This window comes from Tunturiibacter psychrotolerans (assembly GCF_051013365.1).
GTDB classification, from domain to species: Bacteria; Acidobacteriota; Terriglobia; order Terriglobales; family Acidobacteriaceae; genus Edaphobacter; species Edaphobacter psychrotolerans_A.
The window spans coordinates 1,469,473-1,491,550 of sequence record NZ_CP132941.1; the positions used below are offsets into that span (position 1 = coordinate 1,469,473).

Annotated in this window: 19 protein-coding genes; 10 read left to right on the top strand and 9 right to left on the bottom strand. The window is 54.2% G+C overall.

Features of this window, described 5'->3' with window-relative positions:
• Positions 1–31 precede the first annotated feature (31 nt).
• From RBB76_RS05965 to RBB76_RS05975, 3 genes are all read left to right on the top strand, one after another.
• Positions 32–610 carry an RNA polymerase sigma factor gene (locus RBB76_RS05965; protein WP_429628319.1) on the top strand — a complete coding sequence of 193 codons (579 nt, stop codon included), beginning with the start codon at positions 32–34 and terminating at the stop codon, positions 608–610.
• A 420-nt stretch (positions 611–1,030) separates the two neighbouring features.
• Positions 1,031–1,417 carry an MliC family protein gene (locus tag RBB76_RS05970; RefSeq protein WP_429628318.1) on the top strand — a complete coding sequence of 129 codons (387 nt, stop codon included), beginning with the start codon at positions 1,031–1,033 and terminating at the stop codon, positions 1,415–1,417.
• A 246-nt stretch (positions 1,418–1,663) separates the two neighbouring features.
• A complete protein-coding gene (locus RBB76_RS05975; RefSeq protein WP_429628317.1) occupies positions 1,664–2,968 on the top strand; it encodes an MFS transporter in 1,305 nt (434 codons plus the stop codon).
• Between the two features lie 545 nt (positions 2,969–3,513).
• Here RBB76_RS05975 and RBB76_RS05980 read toward each other — a convergent pair.
• Positions 3,514–3,750 (bottom strand): hypothetical protein, encoded by a 237-nt coding sequence (locus RBB76_RS05980; RefSeq protein ID WP_429628316.1) that lies wholly within the window; start codon positions 3,748–3,750, stop codon positions 3,514–3,516.
• A gap of 237 nt (positions 3,751–3,987) precedes the next feature.
• Here RBB76_RS05980 and RBB76_RS05985 point away from each other — a divergent pair, with 237 nt between their 5' ends.
• Entirely contained in the window at positions 3,988–6,495 is a 2,508-nt protein-coding gene (locus tag RBB76_RS05985) for a glycogen/starch/alpha-glucan phosphorylase (protein ID WP_429628315.1), read from the top strand.
• Positions 6,496–6,531: 36 nt separating this feature from the next.
• Here RBB76_RS05985 and RBB76_RS05990 read toward each other — a convergent pair whose 3' ends face one another.
• From RBB76_RS05990 to RBB76_RS06010, 5 genes are all read right to left on the bottom strand, one after another.
• Complete coding sequence (locus RBB76_RS05990) at positions 6,532–7,221, bottom strand: sensor histidine kinase (protein ID WP_429628314.1); 690 nt, start codon at positions 7,219–7,221, stop codon at positions 6,532–6,534.
• Positions 7,211–7,492: a hypothetical protein gene (locus RBB76_RS05995; protein WP_429628313.1), complete on the bottom strand. Its 282-nt coding sequence runs from the start codon at positions 7,490–7,492 to the stop codon at positions 7,211–7,213. Before RBB76_RS05995 ends, RBB76_RS05990 begins: the two co-directional genes overlap by 11 nt.
• Positions 7,493–7,619: 127 nt before the next feature.
• Positions 7,620–9,854 carry a sigma 54-interacting transcriptional regulator gene (locus RBB76_RS06000; protein ID WP_429628312.1) on the bottom strand — a complete coding sequence of 745 codons (2,235 nt, stop codon included), beginning with the start codon at positions 9,852–9,854 and terminating at the stop codon, positions 7,620–7,622.
• Positions 9,851–10,300, bottom strand: a complete 450-nt coding sequence (locus RBB76_RS06005; protein WP_429628311.1) for a response regulator — start codon at positions 10,298–10,300, stop codon at positions 9,851–9,853. Before RBB76_RS06005 ends, RBB76_RS06000 begins: the two co-directional genes overlap by 4 nt.
• A 14-nt stretch (positions 10,301–10,314) precedes the next feature.
• Positions 10,315–11,805, bottom strand: a complete 1,491-nt coding sequence (locus tag RBB76_RS06010) for an ATP-binding protein (RefSeq protein WP_429628310.1) — start codon at positions 11,803–11,805, stop codon at positions 10,315–10,317.
• 142 nt (positions 11,806–11,947) lie between these two features.
• Here RBB76_RS06010 and RBB76_RS06015 point away from each other — a divergent pair, with 142 nt between their 5' ends.
• The gene (locus tag RBB76_RS06015; protein ID WP_429628309.1) at positions 11,948–12,331 is read left to right on the top strand and encodes a hypothetical protein; all 384 of its coding nucleotides are present in this window, start codon (positions 11,948–11,950) and stop codon (positions 12,329–12,331) included.
• Between the two features lie 175 nt (positions 12,332–12,506).
• Here RBB76_RS06015 and RBB76_RS06020 read toward each other — a convergent pair whose 3' ends face one another.
• Positions 12,507–13,121: a TetR/AcrR family transcriptional regulator gene (locus RBB76_RS06020; protein ID WP_429628308.1), complete on the bottom strand. Its 615-nt coding sequence runs from the start codon at positions 13,119–13,121 to the stop codon at positions 12,507–12,509.
• A gap of 608 nt (positions 13,122–13,729) precedes the next feature.
• Here RBB76_RS06020 and RBB76_RS06025 point away from each other — a divergent pair.
• The 5 genes from RBB76_RS06025 to RBB76_RS06045 all read left to right on the top strand — a co-directional run bounded on the left by RBB76_RS06025 (position 13,730) and on the right by RBB76_RS06045 (position 18,329).
• Positions 13,730–14,242, top strand: a complete 513-nt coding sequence (locus RBB76_RS06025; RefSeq protein WP_429628306.1) for a cupin domain-containing protein — start codon at positions 13,730–13,732, stop codon at positions 14,240–14,242.
• Positions 14,243–14,255: 13 nt separating this feature from the next.
• A complete protein-coding gene (locus RBB76_RS06030) occupies positions 14,256–15,398 on the top strand; it encodes an aldo/keto reductase (protein ID WP_429628304.1) in 1,143 nt (380 codons plus the stop codon).
• A 59-nt stretch (positions 15,399–15,457) separates the two neighbouring features.
• Complete coding sequence (locus tag RBB76_RS06035) at positions 15,458–16,345, top strand: aldo/keto reductase (RefSeq protein WP_429628303.1); 888 nt, start codon at positions 15,458–15,460, stop codon at positions 16,343–16,345.
• 83 nt (positions 16,346–16,428) lie between these two features.
• Complete coding sequence (locus tag RBB76_RS06040; protein WP_429628302.1) at positions 16,429–17,814, top strand: PQQ-dependent sugar dehydrogenase; 1,386 nt, start codon at positions 16,429–16,431, stop codon at positions 17,812–17,814.
• 53 nt (positions 17,815–17,867) lie between these two features.
• Complete coding sequence (locus RBB76_RS06045) at positions 17,868–18,329, top strand: cupin domain-containing protein (RefSeq protein ID WP_429628301.1); 462 nt, start codon at positions 17,868–17,870, stop codon at positions 18,327–18,329.
• A 285-nt stretch (positions 18,330–18,614) separates the two neighbouring features.
• On the opposite strand, the gene RBB76_RS06050 is transcribed toward RBB76_RS06045, so the two are convergent.
• Positions 18,615–19,124, bottom strand: coding sequence for a DUF4142 domain-containing protein (locus RBB76_RS06050; RefSeq protein WP_429628300.1), 510 nt, complete (start codon positions 19,122–19,124; stop codon positions 18,615–18,617).
• A gap of 399 nt (positions 19,125–19,523) precedes the next feature.
• Positions 19,524–21,842: a hypothetical protein gene (locus RBB76_RS06055; RefSeq protein WP_429628299.1), complete on the bottom strand. Its 2,319-nt coding sequence runs from the start codon at positions 21,840–21,842 to the stop codon at positions 19,524–19,526.
• Positions 21,843–22,078: the final 236 nt, after the last annotated feature.

Genomic DNA, 22,078 nt, shown 5'->3' on the forward strand with positions numbered 1-22,078 from the left:
GGCGCAGTATAGCCGCCTGGGGAGAGAGAACTTGCAATTTTTTGCGTTCGATGCGGCGTATCTTGAGAGACTTCGATCCGGAGACGCCCGCACCGAGGAGCACTTTGTCCGCTACTTCGGAGAACTGATCCAACTGAAGCTGCGTTCTCGATTGAGCTCCAGAGAAGCGATCGAAGATGTCAGGCAGGAGACATTTGTACGAGTGTTGGTACTGGTTCGCTCGGCGAATGGTCTCAGAGAACCCGATCGCCTGGGAGCATTTGTAAATTCGGTTTGCAACCATGTGTTGTTGGAGCATTACCGGTCCAAGAACAAAACCGAGTCGTTTCTCGACAGCGACGCGGAAGCGACGTTAGTGAATCATGATCCGAGTGCGCTCAGCCTTCTTGAGACAAAAGATGCGCAACGGATCGTTCACCAAATTTTGAAGGAAATGACTGACCGAGATCGTAGGCTACTGCAATCCGTGCTTCTTGAGGAGCGCGACAAGGATGAAGTGTGCAACGAGTTTGGTATCACCCGTGATTATCTGAGAGTGTTGGTACATCGCGCGAAGCAGTCTTTTAAGACGTTCTATATGAGCCGCATAGGCGACAGCCGGATCAATTAAAAAAGAATCTCAAACAATTTCCGGGAATGATTGAAACGAGTGTGGCACGACCATCACTACGTGACGTGCGTGCCCGGATATGCGATGGGAGAGACGATGGCTATACGAAACAACTCTCCCAGCCGACAAATCTTGCAGGCATGAACTGCTTCTTTTCAGAGCAGTGCAGACAGATCGATCTTGAGTTCCAGCCAGTTGAGCTCTTCGGCTGGTGATGCCTGCGAGAGGTGACGGGAGACATCACCTCCGCAGGTTTCTCTTTCTCAATCTGTTGGAGCAGCCTCCATCGGCGCGAAAACGTCTTGCGAGTCACTTCGAATCCGGCCAACCCATGAAAGTCACAGGCCTTCGTAAGGCTGATGGCTCTTGAAGGTTATGATGGGTGCACTTTCGAGTTCATCCAGACTGAGGAGGCAATCTATGAACGCACCATCGTTGAAGGTCGCGGCCGGCTTAGCTGCTCTATCCTGGACCGTTGTTGGATCGGCAAGCGATCTTACGATTCACTTGAACGGTTCGGAACCGATCTCGCGGAAGACGGTGAGGTACCAGTGTGACGCCCAGGGAAGCAAGATGGGCCTGCCTGGGGACGCCTTTTCGGTGGAATACGTGAACGGGGGAGGCAACAGTCTTGCAATTGTTCCCGTCGGTGGACATTCGCTGATCTTTGCGAACGTAATGTCGGGCTCAGGTGCCCGATATGCGGCTTTGCAATATATCTGGTGGGATGCGGGAGGCCGAGGAGTTACTTTTTCGTCCGACTCTATCGCGGGGAATTTGACCTCTGAATGTCACCGCGTTGAGTAATCTTCATCCCGCTGAGCGTTCGGATTCCCGTCATTGTCTCCTGCGATGCCATGTCTTCGTCAAGGAATATGTAGACGCGTTACGAGTTAGTGATTTCGACGGTAAGTACAGCGTGCCGACGTACGTGCGTGCACCGCTGTGGCAAGTGGCTTTCCGATGAAAGCGATCTTGTCGGTCTAAACGCGCCAAACCGACGCACTATAGTATTTTCTGCAAGAATCAGAACTGGGAAGAGAGACCTCTTTTATGAACTTTGAAGAGACCGAAGCCGCTGCCGCAACTTCCGAAGATGGAGCTCCAGGATGGAGGTTTGCCGTGGCGGCCGGCATCCTCGGTTGGGTTCTCGACGCCTTCGATTTTTTTGTCGTTGTCTTTCTTATCTCGGAGTTGATGGGAAAGTTTCATGTGGGGAAGGCAGCGATTGTGTGGAGCATGACACTTACTCTGGCTATGCGACCGATAGGGGCTCTATTTTTCGGGGCTCTGGCCGATAGATTTGGGCGAAAGAAACCGCTCATTGCGTGCGTTCTTTATTTTTCGACCGTGACTGTGCTGAGCGGTCTAGCGCCAACGTACTGGATCTTTCTGTCGATGCGATTGCTATACGGTCTGGGGATGGGCGGGTATTGGGGGATTGGCGCTTCTTATGCGATGGAGAGTGCACCTCGGCACAGGCGCGGTGTTCTTTCTGGGCTGATGCAAGGAGGTTATCCTTTCGGATATTTGATGGCAGCGATCGGAATGCAGACCATTGCTCCGGCGTTTGGCTGGCAGATGATGTTCTTTGTTGGGGCTGGAGTGACTGTCGTTATTGTGGCGCTGGCCGCATTCGCGCCTGAATCGGCTGCGTGGCAAATGCATCGGACGCCGTCACTCGGGAAGATCTTCGGCACACTGTTTCAACATATGGGCGTCTTTGGATATCTTCTGCTGCTGATGACTGCAATCACATGCCTCTCTCATGGGACTCAGGATCTTTATCCTGACTTCCTGAAGACGTTGCCTTGGATGAATGGCGCAACGGTGCTGGGGATGAAAGCTACGCTGGGAATTCCAGTGATTTACAACGTCGGGGCGATTATTGGAGCGGTTGTTGTGGGGGCAATGTCGGAACGAATTGGACGACGATTTGCCGTGATCGCTGCACTGGGGGTGTGTCTGCTGGCGATGCCGATGTGGGCATTCGGTGGGTCGGTGCTGGCGATTGTGGTTGGATCGTACCTGATGCAGAGCGGGGTGCAGGGCGCGTTTGGAGTGATTCCGGCTCACTTAAACGAGTTGGCGCCGGATGCGATTCGTGGGCTGTTTCCTGGGTTTGTGTATCAGCTTGGCGTGCTGTTTGCTTCACCGGTGTTGCCGTTGCAGAATCTGCTGCGGAGCAGGTTCGGTTATCCGTGGGCGTTGTGTTCTTTCGAGACGCTGGTGATCGTTTCCCTGCTGCTGATCTTCTGGTTCGGTCCTGAGAAGCGAGGCAGAAGCTTCCATCAGAGGGACCATGCAGAGGGTTTGCCGTCGCACGTCCCCGGCTCGGTTGCTGAGGCGGTGAAATAATTTTTTGGGGGCACCATATGGGCGTTTTTTCGGGGGTATTTCTGAGAAAACCGTGGGCACGCTGTGGTGTTTTGATGGTGAAGTTGTGGTGAGACGCGTGGTAAACGTGGTGATTTAGCCGTCACATTTTAGGGTGCGAAAAATACGCCACGGATTTCAACTTTATTTTTTGCAGAGTGGAATCGGGAATCGCCTGGTACGAGCGAGACTCCCATGTATGGATTCAAGCGGTCTGCTGTAAAGGGGCATTCCGTCTGGGGGAGAAGGCAGGAAGACAGACGTGGTGCAACGAAATGTCAAGCTGATCGGCATCGTGCTGTACAGCGACGGTCGCCAGGCAGTTCAAACAAATTGAGTCAGATGATCCATCCATCTTCGGTCGATGGGGATGTGGTGCAGAGGCTTGCTCGGCCATGATGGTCTCCTCGGGGAAGGTTTGTGTCTTTTGTTGATGGATGATTGCTTTCGAGGAAGAGTTGCCTTGGCTCACCGGAACTTACCGCAGGTCTTGACTTGCGGTCGCTGCTCCAAGCGAGCGGCTTTGCTCAAAGGTCTTCGCGAGCTGGATTGGACTTTCGGGCTTCGGCTTTCAGCTGATCGTTGATGGCTGCAAGTCGTTCGTTTATAAGCGCGATCGATTCGCCCCAGGTCTTGAAGGTTTCCGTGGTGTAGCCCGCATCGAAGCTCCGCGGGTGCGGCTCTTTCGCGGAGTGTCTGCGTTTGGCTTCTTCAAGCCTTTGCTGAAAGTAAGCAAGCCGTTGTTTGAGATTTTCTTCGCTCATGCCAGTACTCAGTATATGTGATGCAGATCCATTCGCATGGGGACGCACGTCGCACTGAGACGCGTTTTCAGGCAGGTTCTGAGAAAATCTTCTTAGTTAAGAATGAGGTAAAGTTTTCGCGAGATTTTATTGCTGTCTGTAAAAAGCCTCTCTAGGATCGTCTTCACAGCTAAAGTATTCTGCCGGGGCTCGATTTCACGATTCGCACTTCTCCACCCAACAGGAACGAGGCGCGCCATGCTGAAGCAGATATCCAAAGAGCATGATCTGATAGTGGATGACGAGCGGACCAGCAACACGGTTGCGGCTCTAAAGCAAGGGATTCTGGACAATCTCTTCTATGTCGTTGGCAAGCGGGTCGAGGTCGCGACCGACATGGATCACTACATGGCTCTCGCTTATACGGTGCGGGACCGAATCCTGGCTCGATGGCTTACGACGAAGGAAGACTATGCGAAGCACAATGTGCGGACGGTCTACTATCTTTCGGCCGAGTTTCTGATGGGCCCGTATCTTGCAAACAACATCCTCAACCTGGGAATCGACGATGTGATCCGGCAGGCTGCAGGAGAGCTCAACCTCGACCTTAACCATTTAATTGGTCAGGAGAGCGAGCCTGGGCTGGGAAACGGCGGCCTCGGGCGGCTTGCAGCGTGCTATCTCGACTCGTTGGCGACGCTGGGCGTGCCTGCGATGGGTTATGGCATTCGTTATGAGTTCGGCATGTTTCACCAGGCGATTCGTGACGGCTGGCAGGTGGAGTTGACCGATTATTGGTTACGGTACGGGAATCCGTGGGAGATTCGGCGTCCGCAGGCATGCGTTGAGGTGGGCTTCGGCGGCCACACCCAATCGTGGTCCGATTCCTTTGGGGAGTACAAGGTGCTATGGACGCCCGATGAGGTCGTCAAGGGAGTTCCGTTTGACACGCCGATTGTGGGATATCGCTCGGGAGTCGCGAACACGCTTCGACTGTGGAGGTCCGAAGCTAACGAATCGTTCTACTTCGACCGCTTTAACAGCGGCGACTATGAGGGCGCGGTCGGCGCTAAGGTCTTTGCCGAAAACATCTCCAAGGTACTTTATCCGAATGACGAAGAGATCCGCGGCAAGGAACTTCGCCTGCAGCAACAATACTTTTTCACCTCCTGTTCCTTGCAGGACATGATTCGGCGGCATGAGAGTGCCGGCCAGTCCATTGAGAATTTTCATGAGCAGTGTGCGGTGCAGTTGAACGACACCCATCCGTCGATTGGAGTCGCCGAACTGATGCGGCTGCTGATAGATATCCACGGTCTCGTTTGGGATAAGGCGTGGGAGATCACGTCTCACACCTTCAACTACACCAATCACACGCTTCTACCGGAGGCGCTCGAACGGTGGCCGCTGCCGATGTTTCAGTCGCTGCTCCCTCGCCATCTCGAGATTATCTATGAGATTAATGCACGCTTTCTCGGTCTTGTACGCGCGAGGTTCCCGAACGACGAGGCGCGAGTGGCCCGGATGTCGATCATCGACGAACATGGAGAGAGATATGTTCGCATGGCCTATCTTGCGTGTGTGGGAAGCTCGCACATCAACGGCGTTGCGAAATTGCATACGGACCTGCTGAAGAGCGACGTGCTTCGTGACTTCTATGAACTGTGGCCAGAGAAGTTTATCAACGTAACCAACGGAGTGACGCCTCGACGCTGGCTCGCCGTCGCCAATCCTGAGCAGTCAGAGCTGATGACGAGCAAGATCGGGCACGACTGGATCGGTGACCTGGACCAGCTTTCGCAGCTGGAGCGTTATGCAGAGGACTCTGCCTTCCGCTCCGAGTGGCAAGGAGTGCAGCATGCGGTGAAGGTTCGACTCGCGCAGTACATTGCGGAAAAGACTGGGGTCTCGGTTGATCCCAGCTCGATGTTCGATGCGCAGGTGAAGCGGATTCACGAGTACAAGCGGCAACATCTGAACGTTCTTTATATCCTGACGCAGTACTATCGTCTGAAGAAAGATCCTACGCTGGAGATCTCACCTCGGACGTTCCTGTTCGGCGGAAAGGCTGCGCCGGGTTACTTCATGGCGAAGTTGATTATCAAGCTGATTACCTCGGTCGCTGAGGTAATCAACAGCGATCCCGAGGTGAACCAACATCTAAAGGTGGTTTTTCTTCCTGATTACAATGTCACCTTCGGTCAGCTGGTCTATCCTGCGGCAGATTTGAGTGAGCAGATCTCGACCGCCGGCAAAGAGGCCTCGGGCACGGGCAACATGAAGTTCGCGATGAATGGAGCTCTTACGATCGGGACTCTCGACGGCGCCAACATTGAGATACGTGATGCCGTGGGCCACGAAAACTTCTTCCTCTTCGGACTGACCGCGGCGGAGGTTGCGGCTAGGAAGGCTGCCGGCTATCACCCTCACCAGATCTACGAGTCAAATGCGGCGCTGCGCGAGGTGATTGACGGTATCGCATCCGGCAGGTTCTCACGCGGCGATGGCAGCCTCTTCCGTCCGCTGGTGGATGGTCTGCTCAACAGCGATCCGTATCTTTTATTCGCGGACTATCAGTCCTACGTCGACTGCCAGGATCGAGTCTGCAAGACGTATCGGGACCAGGAGGCATGGTCGAAGATGTCGATCTATAACGCTGCGCGCATGGGCCAGTTCTCTTCGGATCGATCGATTCGGGATTATTGCAAAGAGATCTGGAACGTCACACGGTTTGAGATTGCGGCAGGACTTCCGGCAAGCAAATGAAAGACGAAGACCTGATGGCCTGGCGGGTATCGAATGTCAGGCGCAGGCGTTGGCTACGATGTGATTGGGAACTGAGACTTCCACTTCGGTGCCAGCTCCGGACCTGGTCCATATTCTGAGCTGCGCGCCGATTTTTGCGGCTTGCTCACGCATTCCGAGAAGGCCCCAGTTCGAGTGCTTTCCCGAGCGCGTTATGTGTGGGTCGATTCCGCGGCCGTTGTCACGGACGATGAGTCGCAATCTGCGAGGTGAGTACTCCACTTCGGCTTCGATGAGGGTCGCGTCGGAATGCTGCAACGCATTGACCAGCGCTTCCCGGCCGATCGAAGTGATCTGCTCCAGGATCGCCGGTTGTAATGACTTCGGCTTTCCTGTCACGGAGATTTCACAACGTACCCCTGCGGGCGAGAACTGCCTCAAAACTCCGGAGAGCGATTGCTCGATGGTGGTGGACGCAAAAGAGCATTTATCGGAAGGATCTACAGAATTTGTTTCAAGAGATTCGTCTAGCAGCATGGAGGCACCGGGGAAGCTCTGGTTTAAGGTGTCGCGTGACTTGCGTGCGATGTGCGCTTGCTCACTCTGTTGTTTTTCGCGGGCGAGGTAGTTGTGATCGAGAAGACAGAATAGGCTTTGAATTAGCTGCTTGATCGACGAGACCACATCGCGGGCGGAAGCGGTTTCCAAGGTTGGAACAGACATGGTTTGCTCGACGCTAAGGTTCATTGCTTCTCCCCCTCCCTGTTTCAATCCACTCGCGGACGTACGATGGGCAGTTTTTTAGGAGGATTCCGTGAGCTTCACAGGCGGCAAAGAACTTTATGGCTTCCCGGTCGACTAGCTTCACATCTCCTAAATCAAACGCTATGGGTGTTGGATCGGCACCAGACTCGATTTTGAGGAGTTTCTGCAACTCCGATAATTGCTCCTCCTCGATTCGGCCACTTAAAACGAAGGTCACGACATCCTTGTCCTGGGATCTTCGAATCTTGAACATTGCGGACTATTGTGCAATCGCGCGGCCATTCGTAAGTGGCTGATGGATAGGGGAATTTAGACTCTTGCTGCTCACGAACTTCGGGAATTCACGAAATTCGTGAAAGCTGGCGGTGAAGTTGGGGCTCTTAGTTCGTTCGGAACAGGTGCTTATTGATGTTGAGTGCTTTGATTTTGGAGTCGAGGGTTGAGGCTGGAATGCCGAGCCTGGCTGCAGCCCCTGTCGGGCCCGACACGCGGCCCTGGGCGTCGGCGAGCGCGGCCTCGATCGCTTTCTTCTCTTCAGAAGGCGGGATCTTGAGGAGCGTTGGACCGGTTCGATCGGGTGGATCAAACCGTCCGGTGAGCCAGCTTTCATCAACGACGAAGGTCTCTGACTCACAGAGGATCACGGAACGTTCGACAATGTTTTGCAGCTCGCGAATATTGCCGGGCCATGCGTATTGCTTTAGTCGGTCGAGTGTCGATTTCTCGACGCTGTGAATTTTTTTACCGGTCTTACTCGAGTAGCGATCGATAAAGTACTCGACGAGGAGAGGGATGTCTTCCCTTCTCTCGCGCAGGGCCGGCATGGCGATGGGAAAGACGTTGAAGCGGTAGTACAGGTCTTCGCGAAATGTGCCGGCGTCGATGGCGGTTTGCAAATCGCGGTTGGTTGCGGCAATGACGCGCACGTTCGCAGTGATGACCTTGGTGCCCCCGACACGCTCAAACTCACGCTCCTGCAGAACCCGCAGGAGAGCGATCTGCGTCTCGGGGGGAAGCTCCCCGATTTCGTCGAGAAAGAGTGTGCCTCCTTCGGCTAACTCAAAGCGGCCGAGACGGCGTTGCGTGGCGCCGGTAAAGGCTCCCTTCTCATGGCCGAATAACTCCGACGAGATAAGAGAGGCGGGGATTGCAGCACAGTTGACACTCACAAAGGCGCCGGCTGCACGACGGGAGCGTTTGTGAATCGCGCGGGCGATCAGCTCTTTGCCGGTACCCGTCTCGCCGGTAATCATCACGGTAGAGTCGGTCGGCGCTACCTTGGTGACGCGTGCTAGCACGGTCCGCAGAGCTGGTGATTCGCCTACGATCTCCTCGAACATCGATGTTCGGACGATTTCTTCGCGGAGCGCGATGTTCTCTTTGTAGAGTCGATCTTTGAGCGCTTGTATCTCCTGAAAAGCTGACTCAAGCGCGGCTCTTGCCTCATGCTGTTCGGTCACGTCCACGGCCGTACCGACGTACTCGGAGAAGTTCCCGGATGCGTCGAAGACAGGATGGCCGACGGAGTGGATGTGTTTCGTCTCTCCACTTGGGAGAACGACCCGGTATTCGAAGTCAAGGTTTGGCTGCTGCTGCGCGATGGCTCCGTCAAAGATTTTGATGTAATTTTCTCGATCCTCCGGATGAATTCTTTGCAAGAAGTCTTCGTGCGGTGGCACTCCTCCTTCAGGATCGAAGCCCAATAGTCGAAAGTTCTCTCGTGACCAGTGAATTCCCTTTCCGAGGGCCACGTCGTAGGCCCAACTGCCGGTGCGAGTCAGGCTTTGCGCGTCTGCAAGATAAGCTTCGCTCCGTCGCAATGCGTCCTCGGCTCGTTTAGCGTCCGTGACGTCCGTGACGGCCCCGATGATTTGCAAACCTTCCGGTTCGTCGCCTCTGACGATGCGTGCGACGACACGGACGTACTTGACCGAACCATCGTCCGCAATGAGACGATGCTCAATGTCAAAGTCGCCCTGGTCGGCTGAGGCATGTTCGAAGACGTGGTGGAGCCGGTCGCGATCGGCCGGATGGGTTCGCGAAATCACCAAGTCGACGGTTGGAGTGATCGCCGGATCGCATTCGAAGATTCGATAGGTTTCTGCGGACCAATAGACTTCTCCGGTCGACAGATTCTCGCCAAAACTACCGGTTCGGCTCAGACGCTGTGCCTCTGCCAAGAAAGTTTCGCTCCGGCGCAACGCTTTCAGTGCCTGCCTGCGTTCGGCTCTGCCGCTTGCTTCACGCAGGGCACGAAGCACGGATGGTGCGAGCCTCGACAGCCTGGTTTTGAGAACATAGTCCGTGGCGCCGATCTGCAGCGCTTCGATGGCGACCTCTTCACCAAGCGTCCCGGAGACAAAGATGAACGGCACCTCAGGCAAGGTACTCATCGCCAGCCTCAACGCCGAAAGTCCATCGAAGGAAGGAAGCGTGTAGTCGGCAAGGATCAGATCGATTTCTCCCTTTTCCAGGTAGGCGCGGAACGCGGCCTGAGTATCGACCCTTATCATCTTGCAGGCCAGGCCCTCTGCCTCGAGTGCCGCCTGAATTAGTTCTGTATCGTTAGGGTCGTCCTCCAGGGAGAGGATTCGTAGGCAGGGATAAGCGCTCACTTATTTACGCTCTCGGGGGGTGGAACGTTGATGACCGCCCAGAAGGCCCCAAGTTCTTTGATGGCGTTGACGAACTGATGAAAGTCGACGGGCTTTACGACGTAAGCGTTGACGCCAAGTTTATAGCTGGTCACCAGATCTTTCTCCTCGTGGGAAGAGGTAAGCACGACGACAGGAATATATCTCAAGTTCTCGTCGGCCTTAACTTGCTTCAACACCTCGAGTCCGTCTACTTTGGGCAGCTTCAGGTCCAGTAGAATGACCGCGGGATTTTCACGGGAACGCGCTGAAAATTTGCCTCGGCAGTTGAGATAATCGAGAGCCTCTTCGCCGTCTCGAGTGACCACCACTTCATTGGCGAGGTTGTATTCCTCCAGAGCGGTCAAGGTAAGCTCGACATCTTTGGAGTCGTCTTCGACCATCAAGATACGTCCCAGTTTTTGCATGTCATCTTCCTGATTTAGATTTTTGGTACCGAGAAATAGAAGGTCGCGCCCTGATCGATTGCACCTTCTGCCCGCACCTTGCCTCCGTGACGGTGAATGATGCGCTGAACCGTTGCAAGACCTATGCCAGTACCTTCAAACGAATCCACATGATGCAAGCGCTGAAACACACCAAACAACTTATCTACGTATTTCATATCAAACCCGGCGCCGTTGTCTCTTACGAATACCACGACTTCATCACTATTTCCGTCGAGGCACCCTACCTCGATCTCCGGTTTCGGTTGAGGGCGAGTAAACTTCACAGCATTTGAGAGCAAGTTGACGAGAACGAGCCTGAGCATGGAACGGTCTCCATAACAGATGGGAAGTGCTTCGATCTTCCAAACGATGCTGCGACCGCCCGTCTCCGGCTGTACCTCACTGAGGGCTTCCTTCACCAGCTGCTCTAAATTGACTGATGTTTTCTGCGCTTCTGTGCGTCCTATTCGCGAGAACGCCAGCAGGTCGTCGATCAGATTGCCCATCTTCTTTGCGGAGTCCAGAATCATCCGCAGGTATCGCAGCCCCTTCTCGTCCAGTGCGGAAGCTGCGTTCTTCTGAAGTAACTCTGCATATCCGGCCATGTGACGGAGGGGGGCGCGTAGATCGTGGGAGACAGAGTAAGCGAAGGCTTCCAGTTCTTTATTGCTGGTCTGCAAATCCGCGGACCGCTTCTCGAGCTGCTGATTGAGACCACGAATCTCCTCTTCACGACGTTTGCGGTCTGTGATGTCGTTATTGGTCTCCATGATGGCGACAGGTTGATTGTCCTGGTCACGTCGCAACGACCATCGGCTCGCCACGATCACCGCGGTTCCATCGGCCTTTACGCGCCTGACTTCGCCTTCCCACCGCCCGGTTTGCAGTAGCTCTGCGGTGATGTTTTCGATCGGGAGCGGGAAGGCGGTCTGGAGGAGATCGTGAGAGCGTTTTGCAACGGCCTCGGAGGACGGCCAACCATACAGTTCCTCGGCACCTCGATTCCAGTAAGTGATGACATGGCTCATGTCGCGGACGAAGATGCTGTCGTGGGTGAGATTCAGCAGACTGGCCTGTTGGGTCCGCTCGACGACTTCGGCCTGGAGTTTGTCTTGAGTTTGCAGGAGATCTCGTTCGATTCGGCGTCGTACGGCACTGAAGCGGGCAATTAATACGGCGAAGGAGATTAGGACAACAATTGCCGGAATGTCAGCCGGAGTTGCGGCAAAAGAGAAAAGGGGAGGCGCGAAGAAGTAATCGAAGCAAAGGCTCGCGAGCACGATGGCCAGTACGGACGGACCCACCCCGGCATGCCATGCGGTTAGAGCGATTGCGAATAACAGCAGCGGAAGTTCGACATCACGAAATTTGAAGTGTTGCAGCACAAGCGCTGGCATAACGGCGAGGACAACGGAGATAACCGCAAGGCCGTAGCGCTTAGCAGTTGGCTCGATTTTGTGCGAATCAGAGTTCGACTGCGCCATCAGCTCGCCTCACTTTTGTCGTCGGCGGAGTTCGACGCACAAGTATACCGCCCAGATTTTATCTGGCGGTTTTCAGCAAGAGGGAGGTTTGGTATGGTGGTGCGTCCGGGCCCCGAATACAGTTTTGTTTTGGGAGGCGCTTATGAAGAAGGCTGCAGCGATCAGTTCTGTTCTGGATGTGCCCGGATTGCCGGCCAATCCCTTCGGCGAGACCGGATCTCCGTCTGTCACAGTTCCGGCTGGGAAGCACCTGGTCGTAGAAACTGTGAGTGTTCAAGTGGATGTGACGCCGCTGGGGAGTCAGCTGGAGGCGTTCGTCAACTTCACCTGCGGAGGGAAGAGCGTTCAGCTGTTCGTCCCGCTAACCTTTGCGTACGGACAGCCCTCGAATGGGTACGACACTTATGTCGCACTGCAGGCTGTGCGTTTGTACGTTGATCCTGGCACCGCTGTCTCCGTTACGACGTACAGCCCGACAGGCTCGACGGGTACGCTGTTTGTGACAGTCTCGGGTTATCTGATCTGATCAAATTTAAGAGACCGTGGCGCTTTGCTATGAGCCACGGCAATCTGGGAGTCAGGGGAAGTGATGAGTAGCGCGTTTTATGACTTCATGCCGGAGGTCGTAACCTTCTACCTCGAGCTATTACCATGTCCATTTCGAATGTTTGCTGCTGAAATTGGGGTGAAGGCTATTGAGTCTAATCGCAAAGAACGTTCCCGAGAATGAGGTCGACGGAGGCACCAGCCAACCGCTTAAGCTCGGCGTCATTTTCCTGCTTACCGACCCCCGCTAACAGACGGTATAAGATGTCTCCCGTCAACGAGTCGTGAAGGATCACGGCGATCCGATCAATTGGAATGGCCGTCTTTCGCAGCTCTTTGTGTCGACTTTCCAACAGAGATCGTATAAATGAGGCTGTTTTGGCGGGACCGTGTGTGTACCATGCCTCGCCTACTTCGGGACAATTTGCGGCTTCGCCTATAGCGAGACGGTGAAGGTCTACCGACCGTTTCGCGGTGATGAGTTTCAGGATGTGAAAGGAGAGTTTCTTCAGACTCGCTTCAAGGTCCAACCCTGTGTAGTCAATCTTCGCTAGCGGCTCATTCGACTCGCGGCACAGGTTCTCGATGCTGCTGATAAATAACCCACATTTCCCACCGAATTCGCTATACACCGTACTCTTCGAACCACCAGCCACCTCGACAATCCTGTCGATAGTGACGCCCTCATAGCCGCGCTTTAGAAACAGGTCCGCTGCGACTTTTTGAAGTTTGCCGTTTCGGACCTCTCCTCGCGACCGTTTGTTAGGCATTCATTTCTCCCCTCTCAAGTCTTGATCGCATCAAAAAATATGTAGTGCAATCTTCAGCTTGAATCCCCTGTACTAGCAGTATCTTATGCGACCTTTTCCTTCATAGCACTCGGCTTGCGATACTTTGCAGGCTTGTCGCAAAATACAATTGTAATGTACTGTACAGTACATAGTGTTTCATAAATATACTGCACTACCGTGGCCGTCGGAATCTCTGTGACCACCATCCTTGCACTAAGCCGAAGATCAATGTTGTAAGTGATCAACTCAAAATGTTCGGACTAAAGTTAGGTAATTCCCAAGGAGACTTCATTGGATCGTCGCAGTTTTCTTTCCAGCTCTCTCGCAAGTTTGGTGGGATTGAAGTAAACGACAAAAAGTGTCCCCCCCCTTGAACAGGAGGCTCTTTAATTGGATCTGCACCGCCGGCAGCTACCGCAACAATCTAGTCAGTGGTAGTGCCCTCAAAGACGTGCTTTAGAGACGAGTATGGGCGACTTTTTTGGACTAATGGTGCGTCGAACTCATTCCTGAGTGCATCTTATTTGTAATGTACTGTACAGTACATTACATTTTGTCTTGGCAGTCACATGCCAGCTGGAGCTCACATGGGAAGCAAACTCAATGATTCGTTCACTCGCTCGATAACTGACTCGTTTGCAATGCAGAGAAAGGTCGCTATTCGGATGGGAGCTCAATCGGATTCGGATCCGATGATCAGCGTTGTGCATCCCGCTGGACTGAGCAGCGAAACACAGCAGACTTCAGGATCGCTACGGATGTCGGCTATTGCGGCAATGAATGGCATTGAGTCGTCGCTTTGGGCAGGCATATTTGTGGTCGAGCCTTCCGGAAAGACAGGCATCCACCACCACGGCAAACAGGACACTGTCGTTTACGTGCTTGAGGGAAAGGCTAATGTGCGCTGGGGCAACTTCGGGGAGCACTCGGTCACCGTTGGAGCGGGCGACTTTCTGCATGTGCCGAGTTGGTTGCCACATCAGGAGTTCAACCCTTCTAGAAAGAATCCATTTCGATGGGTAGTGGTGCGAAGTACACCAGAGCCGATCGTTGTAAATCTGCCTGACGATTTCTGGACTCACACTACCTACAACCGATAGCGAGGAGATTTCGATGAATACGAGAAGAGACTTCTTGAGTAGCGCTGCCAAAGGATCGGCCGCAGCGGTCGCAACAGCACTTCTACCCTGGACAGCTTCAGCCGCAATCACATTAGAGATGAGCGACAGCATGGAGGAGGCCATCGGCGGGGACAATAAGGAGCACTACAAGCCGCCCTTCAGGTTCGGAATAGGAGGGGTTCCACTTGGGAATGAATTTGCAGTCGTCACCGACGAAGATGCGTATGCCACCATCGAAGCCGCATGGAATGCTGGGGTTCGCTACTATGACATGGCTCCGTGGTACGGACTCGGCTTGGCAGAGCGTCGATACGGCAACTTCCTTCACAACAAGAATCGAAGTGAATTCGTCCTCTCCTCGAAGGTCGGTAAGCTGCTGAAGGCATCGAAGACTGCGAAGAACAGGGAGTTTTTCCCGTTTTCTCCTTCGCCTAACGATGTGGTCTACGATTACACAGCGTCTGGCGTGCGACGTTCCATTGAAGACAGTTTGCAAAGGCTAGGTATAGACGGCCTGGACATCGCCTTCGTTCATGACATCTCATCGGACAATAAAAATCTTCCGACACCGTGGCAAGAGCAGTTCGAAATCGCGCGAAAGGGTGCATTTCCTGAACTGACTCGTATGCGGGAAGAGGGATTGATCAAAGGCTGGGGAATCGGCGTCAATACTCCTGAACCAATTATGCGACTGCTTGAAGTCGCGGATCCGGATGTATGTCTTCTTGCCTCGCAGTATTCTCTGATCGACCACAAGAACGCACTGGATCAATTGTTTCCGGCGGCCAGAGCCAAGAATGTGTCTTTCGTAATTGGGTCATCACTGAATGCGGGGTTTATATCAGGTAGTCCACGTTACAACTATGGGAAAGAGTCATACCTGATTCCGTCGGCATTTCTTGAAAAACGCACGAGACTTCGCGAGGTTGCCAGTGACCACGGGGTCGACCTTCGAACTGCTGCGCTTCAATTCTCTGCCGCGCCTGATGTAGCCGCAGCCCTGGTTGTAGGTGCCAGCAGTGAGCAACAAATTCTTGCGGATTACACCTCGGTGCAAACCAAAATCCCTTCTGAGTTTTGGGCTGATCTCAAGGCTCAAAATCTGATCGAGCAAGATGCGCCAGTGCCCGCTTGAGTGCGGGCATCGGGCATTTCATCCATTCCAAATTCTCAACACAAAAAAGGAGCAGTCATATGAACAACCAGCAGACCCTTACAGCCGCAGCAGCAGACACGTTCACAATCGGTGGTGATCTCACGGTGAACCGAATGGGTTATGGTGCGATGCGCATCACAGGGGCAGGCGTGTGGGGACCTCCCGCAGACAAGGCAGCAGCTCTTGCGACCTTGCGACGCGCGATTGAACTCGGAGTGAACCTGATCGACACGGCCGACTCTTACGGGCCTGGCACATCCGAAGAGTTGATCGCAGAAGCACTCTACCCTTATCCCGCTGGATTGGTGATCGCGACCAAAGGCGGATGGGAACGTCCGGGCCCCGGCCAATGGACGCACAATGCCAGCCCGAAACATCTTATCGAAGCACTTGAGGGCAGTCTGAAGCGGCTGCGACTGGATCGTATCGACGTGTACCAACTACACGCTCCGGATAATGCAGTGTCCTTCGAGGCGTCGGTTGAAACGCTCGCCAGGCTGCGCGAGCAGGGTAAGATCCGCCATGTTGCGCTGTCGAATGTGACTCGCGAACACGTGGAGAGAGCCCGCAGAATCGTACCAATTGTCTCTGTGCAGAACCGTTACAGTTTCGCTGATCGGGAGTCAGACTTTATTGTTGATTATTGCGAACAGAACAAGATTGCCTTTCTTCCGTGGGCCCCACTCGGTCAAGCGAAGGAGGCACATGATGCAATCAAGAAAGTTGCAAAGGATCTTGATGCAACTCCTTTACAGGTCGCATTGGCCTGGCTCCTCAAACGGTCGAAAGTGATCCTGCCAATCCCCGGAACCTCCTCGGTCAAGCATTTGGAGGAGAATATTGCTGCTGCGGGTGTTGAACTTCCTCAGGCCGCGTACGACAAGTTGGCTGCGGTAAGCCATCCTCCCGCAAGTCTACGTGGTTAAGGTGGCCCAAGGGCTTTGGGGCGACTTGCTGAACCCGCTGCACGATCGACTGTAGCCATAATACGAACCTGGAGATGAGAATTATGAGACGTTCACGCTTCGTAAAGTTTCACGCATTAGCCCCTCTCGCCTTCACTGCTCTTCTTAATTCTGCGCTTAACGCCCAGCAGACGATCACCGGCCAGGCTGCCTTCGCCGACTACACGCAGCAAAAACCGGGCGTCCGGCGAAAGATCACCGTGGCAGACCTGCCAGAGCCGAAGCCGTCTGAGTCTGTGGACAACGGTCCTACCCTCGTACCAAGGCCTGAGGGCGCGTGGCCTATTGCCCCGGCTGGTTTTACGGTCCAACTCTATGCAGGTGGGGATGCAGCCACGCCTATGCAGCGATCCGAAAACAAGAAAGAGATTCACGCGCCTACCTCCGGTACGTTCGTGATGCCTCGTATCATCCATGCTGCGCCTAATGGCGATCTGTTCGTCGCGGACTCACAGGCTGGATCCATACTTGTGTTGCGGGGCGTTACCAACGCCGGTAAAGCAGCTACGATCAGCACCTACGCTACGGGCCTCGATCATCCCTTTGGCATTGCGTTTTATCCCGCTGGTGCGAATCCTAAATGGATTTACGTTGGAAATGCCACGACCGTCGTCAGGTTCGCTTACAAGTCAGGTGATCTTAAGGCTGCCTCCACGCCTGAAACAATCGTGCCCGATCTTCCCGGCTATGCTCAATTGCGTGGCGGTGGTCACTGGACACGAGACGTTGTCTTCTCTGCCAGCGGCAAGCATATGTTGGTTTCTGTGGGAAGCGGATCGAATGCAGACGATCCTGACACGCATCCCGGAGAGTTCCATCGAGCGGATGTTCTGGAATACACCCCTGAGGGGAAATTTGTCGAGGTGTACGCCTACGGCATTCGTAACTGTGTGGGCGAGGCGATCAACTCTATTACGGGTCAACTCTGGTGTTCGACAAATGAGCGTGATGCGCTGGGGAACAATCTCGTTCCGGACTATGTGACTTCAGTGAAAGAAGGCGGCTTCTATGGTTGGCCCTGGTTCTATATGGGGGGCCATCAGGACCCACGACTTATGGGCACTCATCCTGAACTCAAATCCAAAGTCATTACGCCAGACGTACTAGTTCAACCTCATATGGCATCGCTCGGAATGACGTTTTACCCTACCAGTCAATCCATGTTCCCATCCCAGTACGACGGTGACGGATTCGCATCTGAACACGGGTCGTGGAATCGTGCGAATCGCGGGGGCTACGAGGTGATCCGGATTCCTATGAAGGACGGCAGAGCCACCGGCGAGTATGAGGATTTTCTTACCGGGTTTGTCACCGCGGATGGACAGGTCTGGGGAAGGCCGGTAGGAGTAGCCGTGGGTCACGATGGCGCTCTCTACGTTACAGATGACGGCTCTCGCAGCGTCTGGCGCGTTTCTTACACCGGAAAATAGCATTATCCTGTCGAGGTCGGCGCAGACCGCGAACCCAAATGGAGACAATTGACATGACTTCTAAATATCACAGCATCGGCATCGCAGCTATCGTCACTGGAGCGTCTCTGACGACCGTGTTCGCTCAGAACGGCGCGAATAGCGTCGCAAGCGGTAAACGCGAGATCCTGTTGCAAACGACCGAATCTTGGAACGGCAAGCCGTACACACACTACCCGACGGGTCAGCCACAACTCACGACGATTAAGCTGACCATCGCACCACACACTGCCCTGCCATGGCACACGCATCCATTTCCAAATGTCGTCTACGTGCTTTCAGGCACTCTTACCCTACATGACAAGGCTAGTGGCAAGACTCAGGTCGTTCATCAGGGACAAGCGGTAGGGGAGTCAGTGGACGATGTGCATCGAGGGGAGTCGGGGGACGAACCCACCGTGCTGCTCATCACTTATGCGGGGACCCCAGGGGTTCCAACCTCAGTCCCTGCGGCAGGCGAGAAGGCGGAGTATTAAATATTATTTTTTGGGGCGGTGGGTTTGTGGTGTTTTGTTGGGGTTTTTGAGAAAAGTGGGTGTTTTCGACGTGGTGTTTTGGTGGTGTGAGCGTGGTGTTTTGCGTGGCTGGTGTGGTGTTTTAGCAGTCACTTTTTTGGGTGGGAAAAATGTGACAGGGTTTTGGGGTTTATTATTCGGGCTTCCCGTTTTGGGAACTGTGATGGGTATGCGGTAGCGGGATTTCTTAGTCCCATCCTTCGCAAAGATGCGAAGGATGGTCGTCTGGTGGTGGTTGCTTCCTTGTTAGAGCTTCTTTTTGAGGTCGTAGGCCATGTTCTTATGGGCTGCGACGGCGGTCTTGCCTTTGAGGACTGCGGCTCGGAACTTTACGTCTTTGGTGTCCTTGGCTTCGCTGGTGAAGGCACTCAGGGCTTTGGAGTGATCGGTCACCATCTGGTCCATGTATTCCTTGTCGAAGTCATTTCCGGAGAGACCGTTGAGCTTATCCAGTTCTTTCTGGTGGTCGGAGTCGGGGCCGGTTGGAGCAGTGAGGCCCCAAGAGTCGGCGAAGGGCTTCATGCTGGCGGTCATCTGGGTGTGTTCTTTGACCATCTTTTCAGCGAACGCCTTGACTGCGGGATTGGTGGCTTTCTGTTCTGCAAGCTGGCTGAGGGCTATCTCGTTCTGGTCGGATTGAGCCGCCGTCGCGAGAAACTTCTTGTCGTCATCCGTGACTGCTTTTGCTTTGACTGGCAGAAGAGTGGCAGCAATGCCCAGCATTGCGCAACATATCCATTGCGTAGATTTTTTCATGTGTTCTCCGATGTTGCGGGGTGGCCGCGAAGTTCGTTCAGGGCGTGAGAGGCAGTTTTACGGCTTCGCGTTGTATCTCTGAGGGGTCCCGGACGTATCAGTTTGCGTGGGGCGCAAAAGTATTTCCGAAATATCGGGAGACCATTTTAGCTAGGCCGCAGAGCGGTTCGCGCTATTGGCAGTTTACATTCCGCCCTTCGCAAAAGCGCGAAGGATGAAGCACCCGAGATTCGTCGTTTAGATAAAGGGTGGGGCACCCGGCCAACTTCCGGTAACTGCGTTTCTCGGTACCGATAATTCGCATGGATCTCAATGAGTGCTAAGCCCTGAATTCATCAATCGAGAAACAGGAGTTCGCGGAATGCTGAACACCGGCCGACTGTTCTTTGACCGCCTTAGCTAGTTACCAGCCACATAGCCATGGCTGTGCAGAAATGCGCTGATCGCTGCCCAATCTCCCACATCCCGCCCGCTCCCGGTGTGCGCAAAGCTGAACTTCGAGCCTGCGGGGAACTGTAAGAGTTTCTGTTCGAGATTCTTCAAGTCTCGGCATCCGTACTGGTTGACTTGGTATACAAACGGCTCCGTTGGCATCAGATAGTCGATGCGACTTTGGGGCGGGTATATCGGATCGCTCACACGTCCGTAGACGTAGTAGTTCCCCGGTTCGGGTCCAACGCTTAACTGGCTGCTACAGCTGAAGGTGCATGCAAGGCCCTCCGTCTTCTTAGCACCCAGCAACTCCGACAGTTTGCGCACATCTTCAGGCGAAAGCGTCCAGCCATGCGCATTGACATACGCCTCGCGCAGTCTCGAATCAAGGGTGTAGAGCCAGTGGTCATCTTGTGTTCCTGTTCCATTTCCCATACGCAGCTCCGCTCCGCTCTCCGCATATTTCTTGTGCCAGCGTGAAAGCTGCTCCCACACCACGGGTTTCATGGAAGCGCTTCCATCCCTCCTCAAATACTCCGCCGCATCGTCACTCAGTGGCGTTCCATCTTCAACCTGTTTGGCTGCCAGAATGTCGAGTACCGGGCCTGTCTGCATATACCCGAGGCTCGGGAGAAACTCTCCTCGGGGACAGTAGAGCGGCCGCACCGTTTTAAGCACCTGCTCCAGACTGGTACGCGCATCGTTCGGCGAGACCTTCAGAAGATAGGCCAGGACGGGAATCTGGACCTCGCACGGCCAAGCGGCGAGGTGCTGATCGATAAACGGGAGCAAAGCAGGCAATGTCGCACGTGTTGCATAGCGATGCAGCAACGTAGCTTCCGCGATCAGTTGTTGCGGGTCGCGGAGCGCGGCAAAGTTTGTGGCCATCTGGTGTTCCTGGCCAGGCAGTGACTCGTCTGGAAGACGTATAAACAACGACGAGAACCTAGGTGCCGGACGAAGCACCTCCACGCGCATAAAGGCCGTCGCGGCGGCATGGTCAAGTTCCTGCCACCGCAATAACGCATGGCCATCGCCCCTCTCGGCCTCGCGCCGAACCACAGGCAGCATCAGTGGTGATCGCACATGGTCCCACTCGCTGTCCAGCAGTGCTTCCCGGGTTTCCTGTGAAAGGCGATCATAGACTGCCGCCACCATGGCAATGATATTGGGAGCATAAAGCTCGCGCAGGTCGTATGCCGAACCCGGCACAACCCAGTAACCGGACATTGGATTCCTAAGTACCGTTTCAAAGGAAACAATCTCTGCGTCAGGAGCCTTCTTCGGCAGCGATGAAAACAGCGTATCGCGCACCTCGTTCACAACCTTGGGCAGCACCGCTGGGGGTAGAGCTGGCTTCCCTTCATGTTTGCTAAGCAGCTTGGCATATTCCGCAAAGTAGATCGCGCGTACCGCTACATTCGGATCCACCAGCAAACGGCGCATCTCCGTCTCAGCGGCCTCTTTATTCGCATTGATCTCGAGGCAGTCTCTGGTATCGATTCCCTTACTCAAAAGATTCACAAACGCGATCGCAGCTTCCGACGTGCCCAGATTGCAAAAAGCATCCTTCTCCTGCTGGTACTTCAAATACTCAGGCGAGGGCGGATTGGTGTATCTCGGAGGCGTCGCGGTCCACGCGGCCAGTCCTTGCTGAAGTACGGTGTGCTCCCATGCATCTGAAGCTGGAACAATTTCCAGAACCATTTCGGCCGTCTTGCTCACAGAATCGTGCTTCGCCGCAGTTGTCTCCGGCGTTCGGAGCTGGTTGGTTTCGTCGTCGAGACCCACTGTGAGCGACAACCGCACGGTGTACCTGCCCGGTGTGTTAAAACGGAATCGCTTGGTCAGTGTGTAAGGATACTGTTTCGGCTCCATGGTGAGATCGGAGCTCTTGACCTCAAAGGTAGGACCGCTCATCGAGCTACAGCCGTGCCAACCAATATCTGTCCATCCCGTGCCGGGGCTGATGTCGAAGGACCAGTGGGCTTGGAACCGGCACCGAGGGTAACCGAAGCAGCTCTCCCAAAACATCGTGCACGGCTCTAGGTAGCGATCGGGGGTGCTACTCGAAATCAGAACCTGCACTGGAATCACCTCGCCCAACTGAAAGCGATTCGTTCCGGTTGAAGAGCGCAACTCCACTTTTAAGTCCGTCGGTTCCTGCACTGACGGATTCTGGGCGAACAGCGTAGAACACCAGACGGCAGATGCGATCATCAGCGCAATAAGACAGGTACGGACCAACCTACTTCCTAAGACAACAGCCCGTAGAGGCCATTTCATCGAGTCAATCTCCGCAAATTCTGTTTAGTTGCTACAAGTAAGACACATGTGGAAGCTTCGGATGGAATGTGCATTTGAGATTGCCAGTCGAATTGACGATTTAAGGTTCATTGTAAGTGTCGGTAAACGCGGCATGCTTCAGCGAAGCTCCGATTTCGACGGCAGCCACTTTAATGAGCACATCGTCGCCAATTCACCCACCGACAACGGATTAATACTGGGAAGTCGGCTTCTCG

Bases quoted from the DNA above. Each gene is read 5' to 3' on its own strand.
- RBB76_RS05970 (WP_429628318.1), top strand. From the start codon at position 1,031: ATGAACGCACCATCGTTGAAGGTCGCGGCCGGCTTAGCTGCTCTATCC.
- RBB76_RS05975 (WP_429628317.1), top strand. From the start codon at position 1,664: ATGAACTTTGAAGAGACCGAAGCCGCTGCCGCAACTTCCGAAGATGGA.
- RBB76_RS05980 (WP_429628316.1), bottom strand. From the start codon at position 3,750: ATGAGCGAAGAAAATCTCAAACAACGGCTTGCTTACTTTCAGCAAAGG.
- RBB76_RS05985 (WP_429628315.1), top strand. From the start codon at position 3,988: ATGCTGAAGCAGATATCCAAAGAGCATGATCTGATAGTGGATGACGAG.
- RBB76_RS05990 (WP_429628314.1), bottom strand. From the start codon at position 7,221: ATGAACCTTAGCGTCGAGCAAACCATGTCTGTTCCAACCTTGGAAACC.
- RBB76_RS05995 (WP_429628313.1), bottom strand. From the start codon at position 7,492: ATGTTCAAGATTCGAAGATCCCAGGACAAGGATGTCGTGACCTTCGTT.
- RBB76_RS06005 (WP_429628311.1), bottom strand. From the start codon at position 10,300: ATGCAAAAACTGGGACGTATCTTGATGGTCGAAGACGACTCCAAAGAT.
- RBB76_RS06010 (WP_429628310.1), bottom strand. From the start codon at position 11,805: ATGGCGCAGTCGAACTCTGATTCGCACAAAATCGAGCCAACTGCTAAG.
- RBB76_RS06015 (WP_429628309.1), top strand. From the start codon at position 11,948: ATGAAGAAGGCTGCAGCGATCAGTTCTGTTCTGGATGTGCCCGGATTG.
- RBB76_RS06020 (WP_429628308.1), bottom strand. From the start codon at position 13,121: ATGCCTAACAAACGGTCGCGAGGAGAGGTCCGAAACGGCAAACTTCAA.
- RBB76_RS06025 (WP_429628306.1), top strand. From the start codon at position 13,730: ATGGGAAGCAAACTCAATGATTCGTTCACTCGCTCGATAACTGACTCG.
- RBB76_RS06030 (WP_429628304.1), top strand. From the start codon at position 14,256: ATGAATACGAGAAGAGACTTCTTGAGTAGCGCTGCCAAAGGATCGGCC.
- RBB76_RS06035 (WP_429628303.1), top strand. From the start codon at position 15,458: ATGAACAACCAGCAGACCCTTACAGCCGCAGCAGCAGACACGTTCACA.
- RBB76_RS06040 (WP_429628302.1), top strand. From the start codon at position 16,429: ATGAGACGTTCACGCTTCGTAAAGTTTCACGCATTAGCCCCTCTCGCC.
- RBB76_RS06045 (WP_429628301.1), top strand. From the start codon at position 17,868: ATGACTTCTAAATATCACAGCATCGGCATCGCAGCTATCGTCACTGGA.
- RBB76_RS06050 (WP_429628300.1), bottom strand. From the start codon at position 19,124: ATGAAAAAATCTACGCAATGGATATGTTGCGCAATGCTGGGCATTGCT.
- RBB76_RS06055 (WP_429628299.1), bottom strand. From the start codon at position 21,842: ATGAAATGGCCTCTACGGGCTGTTGTCTTAGGAAGTAGGTTGGTCCGT.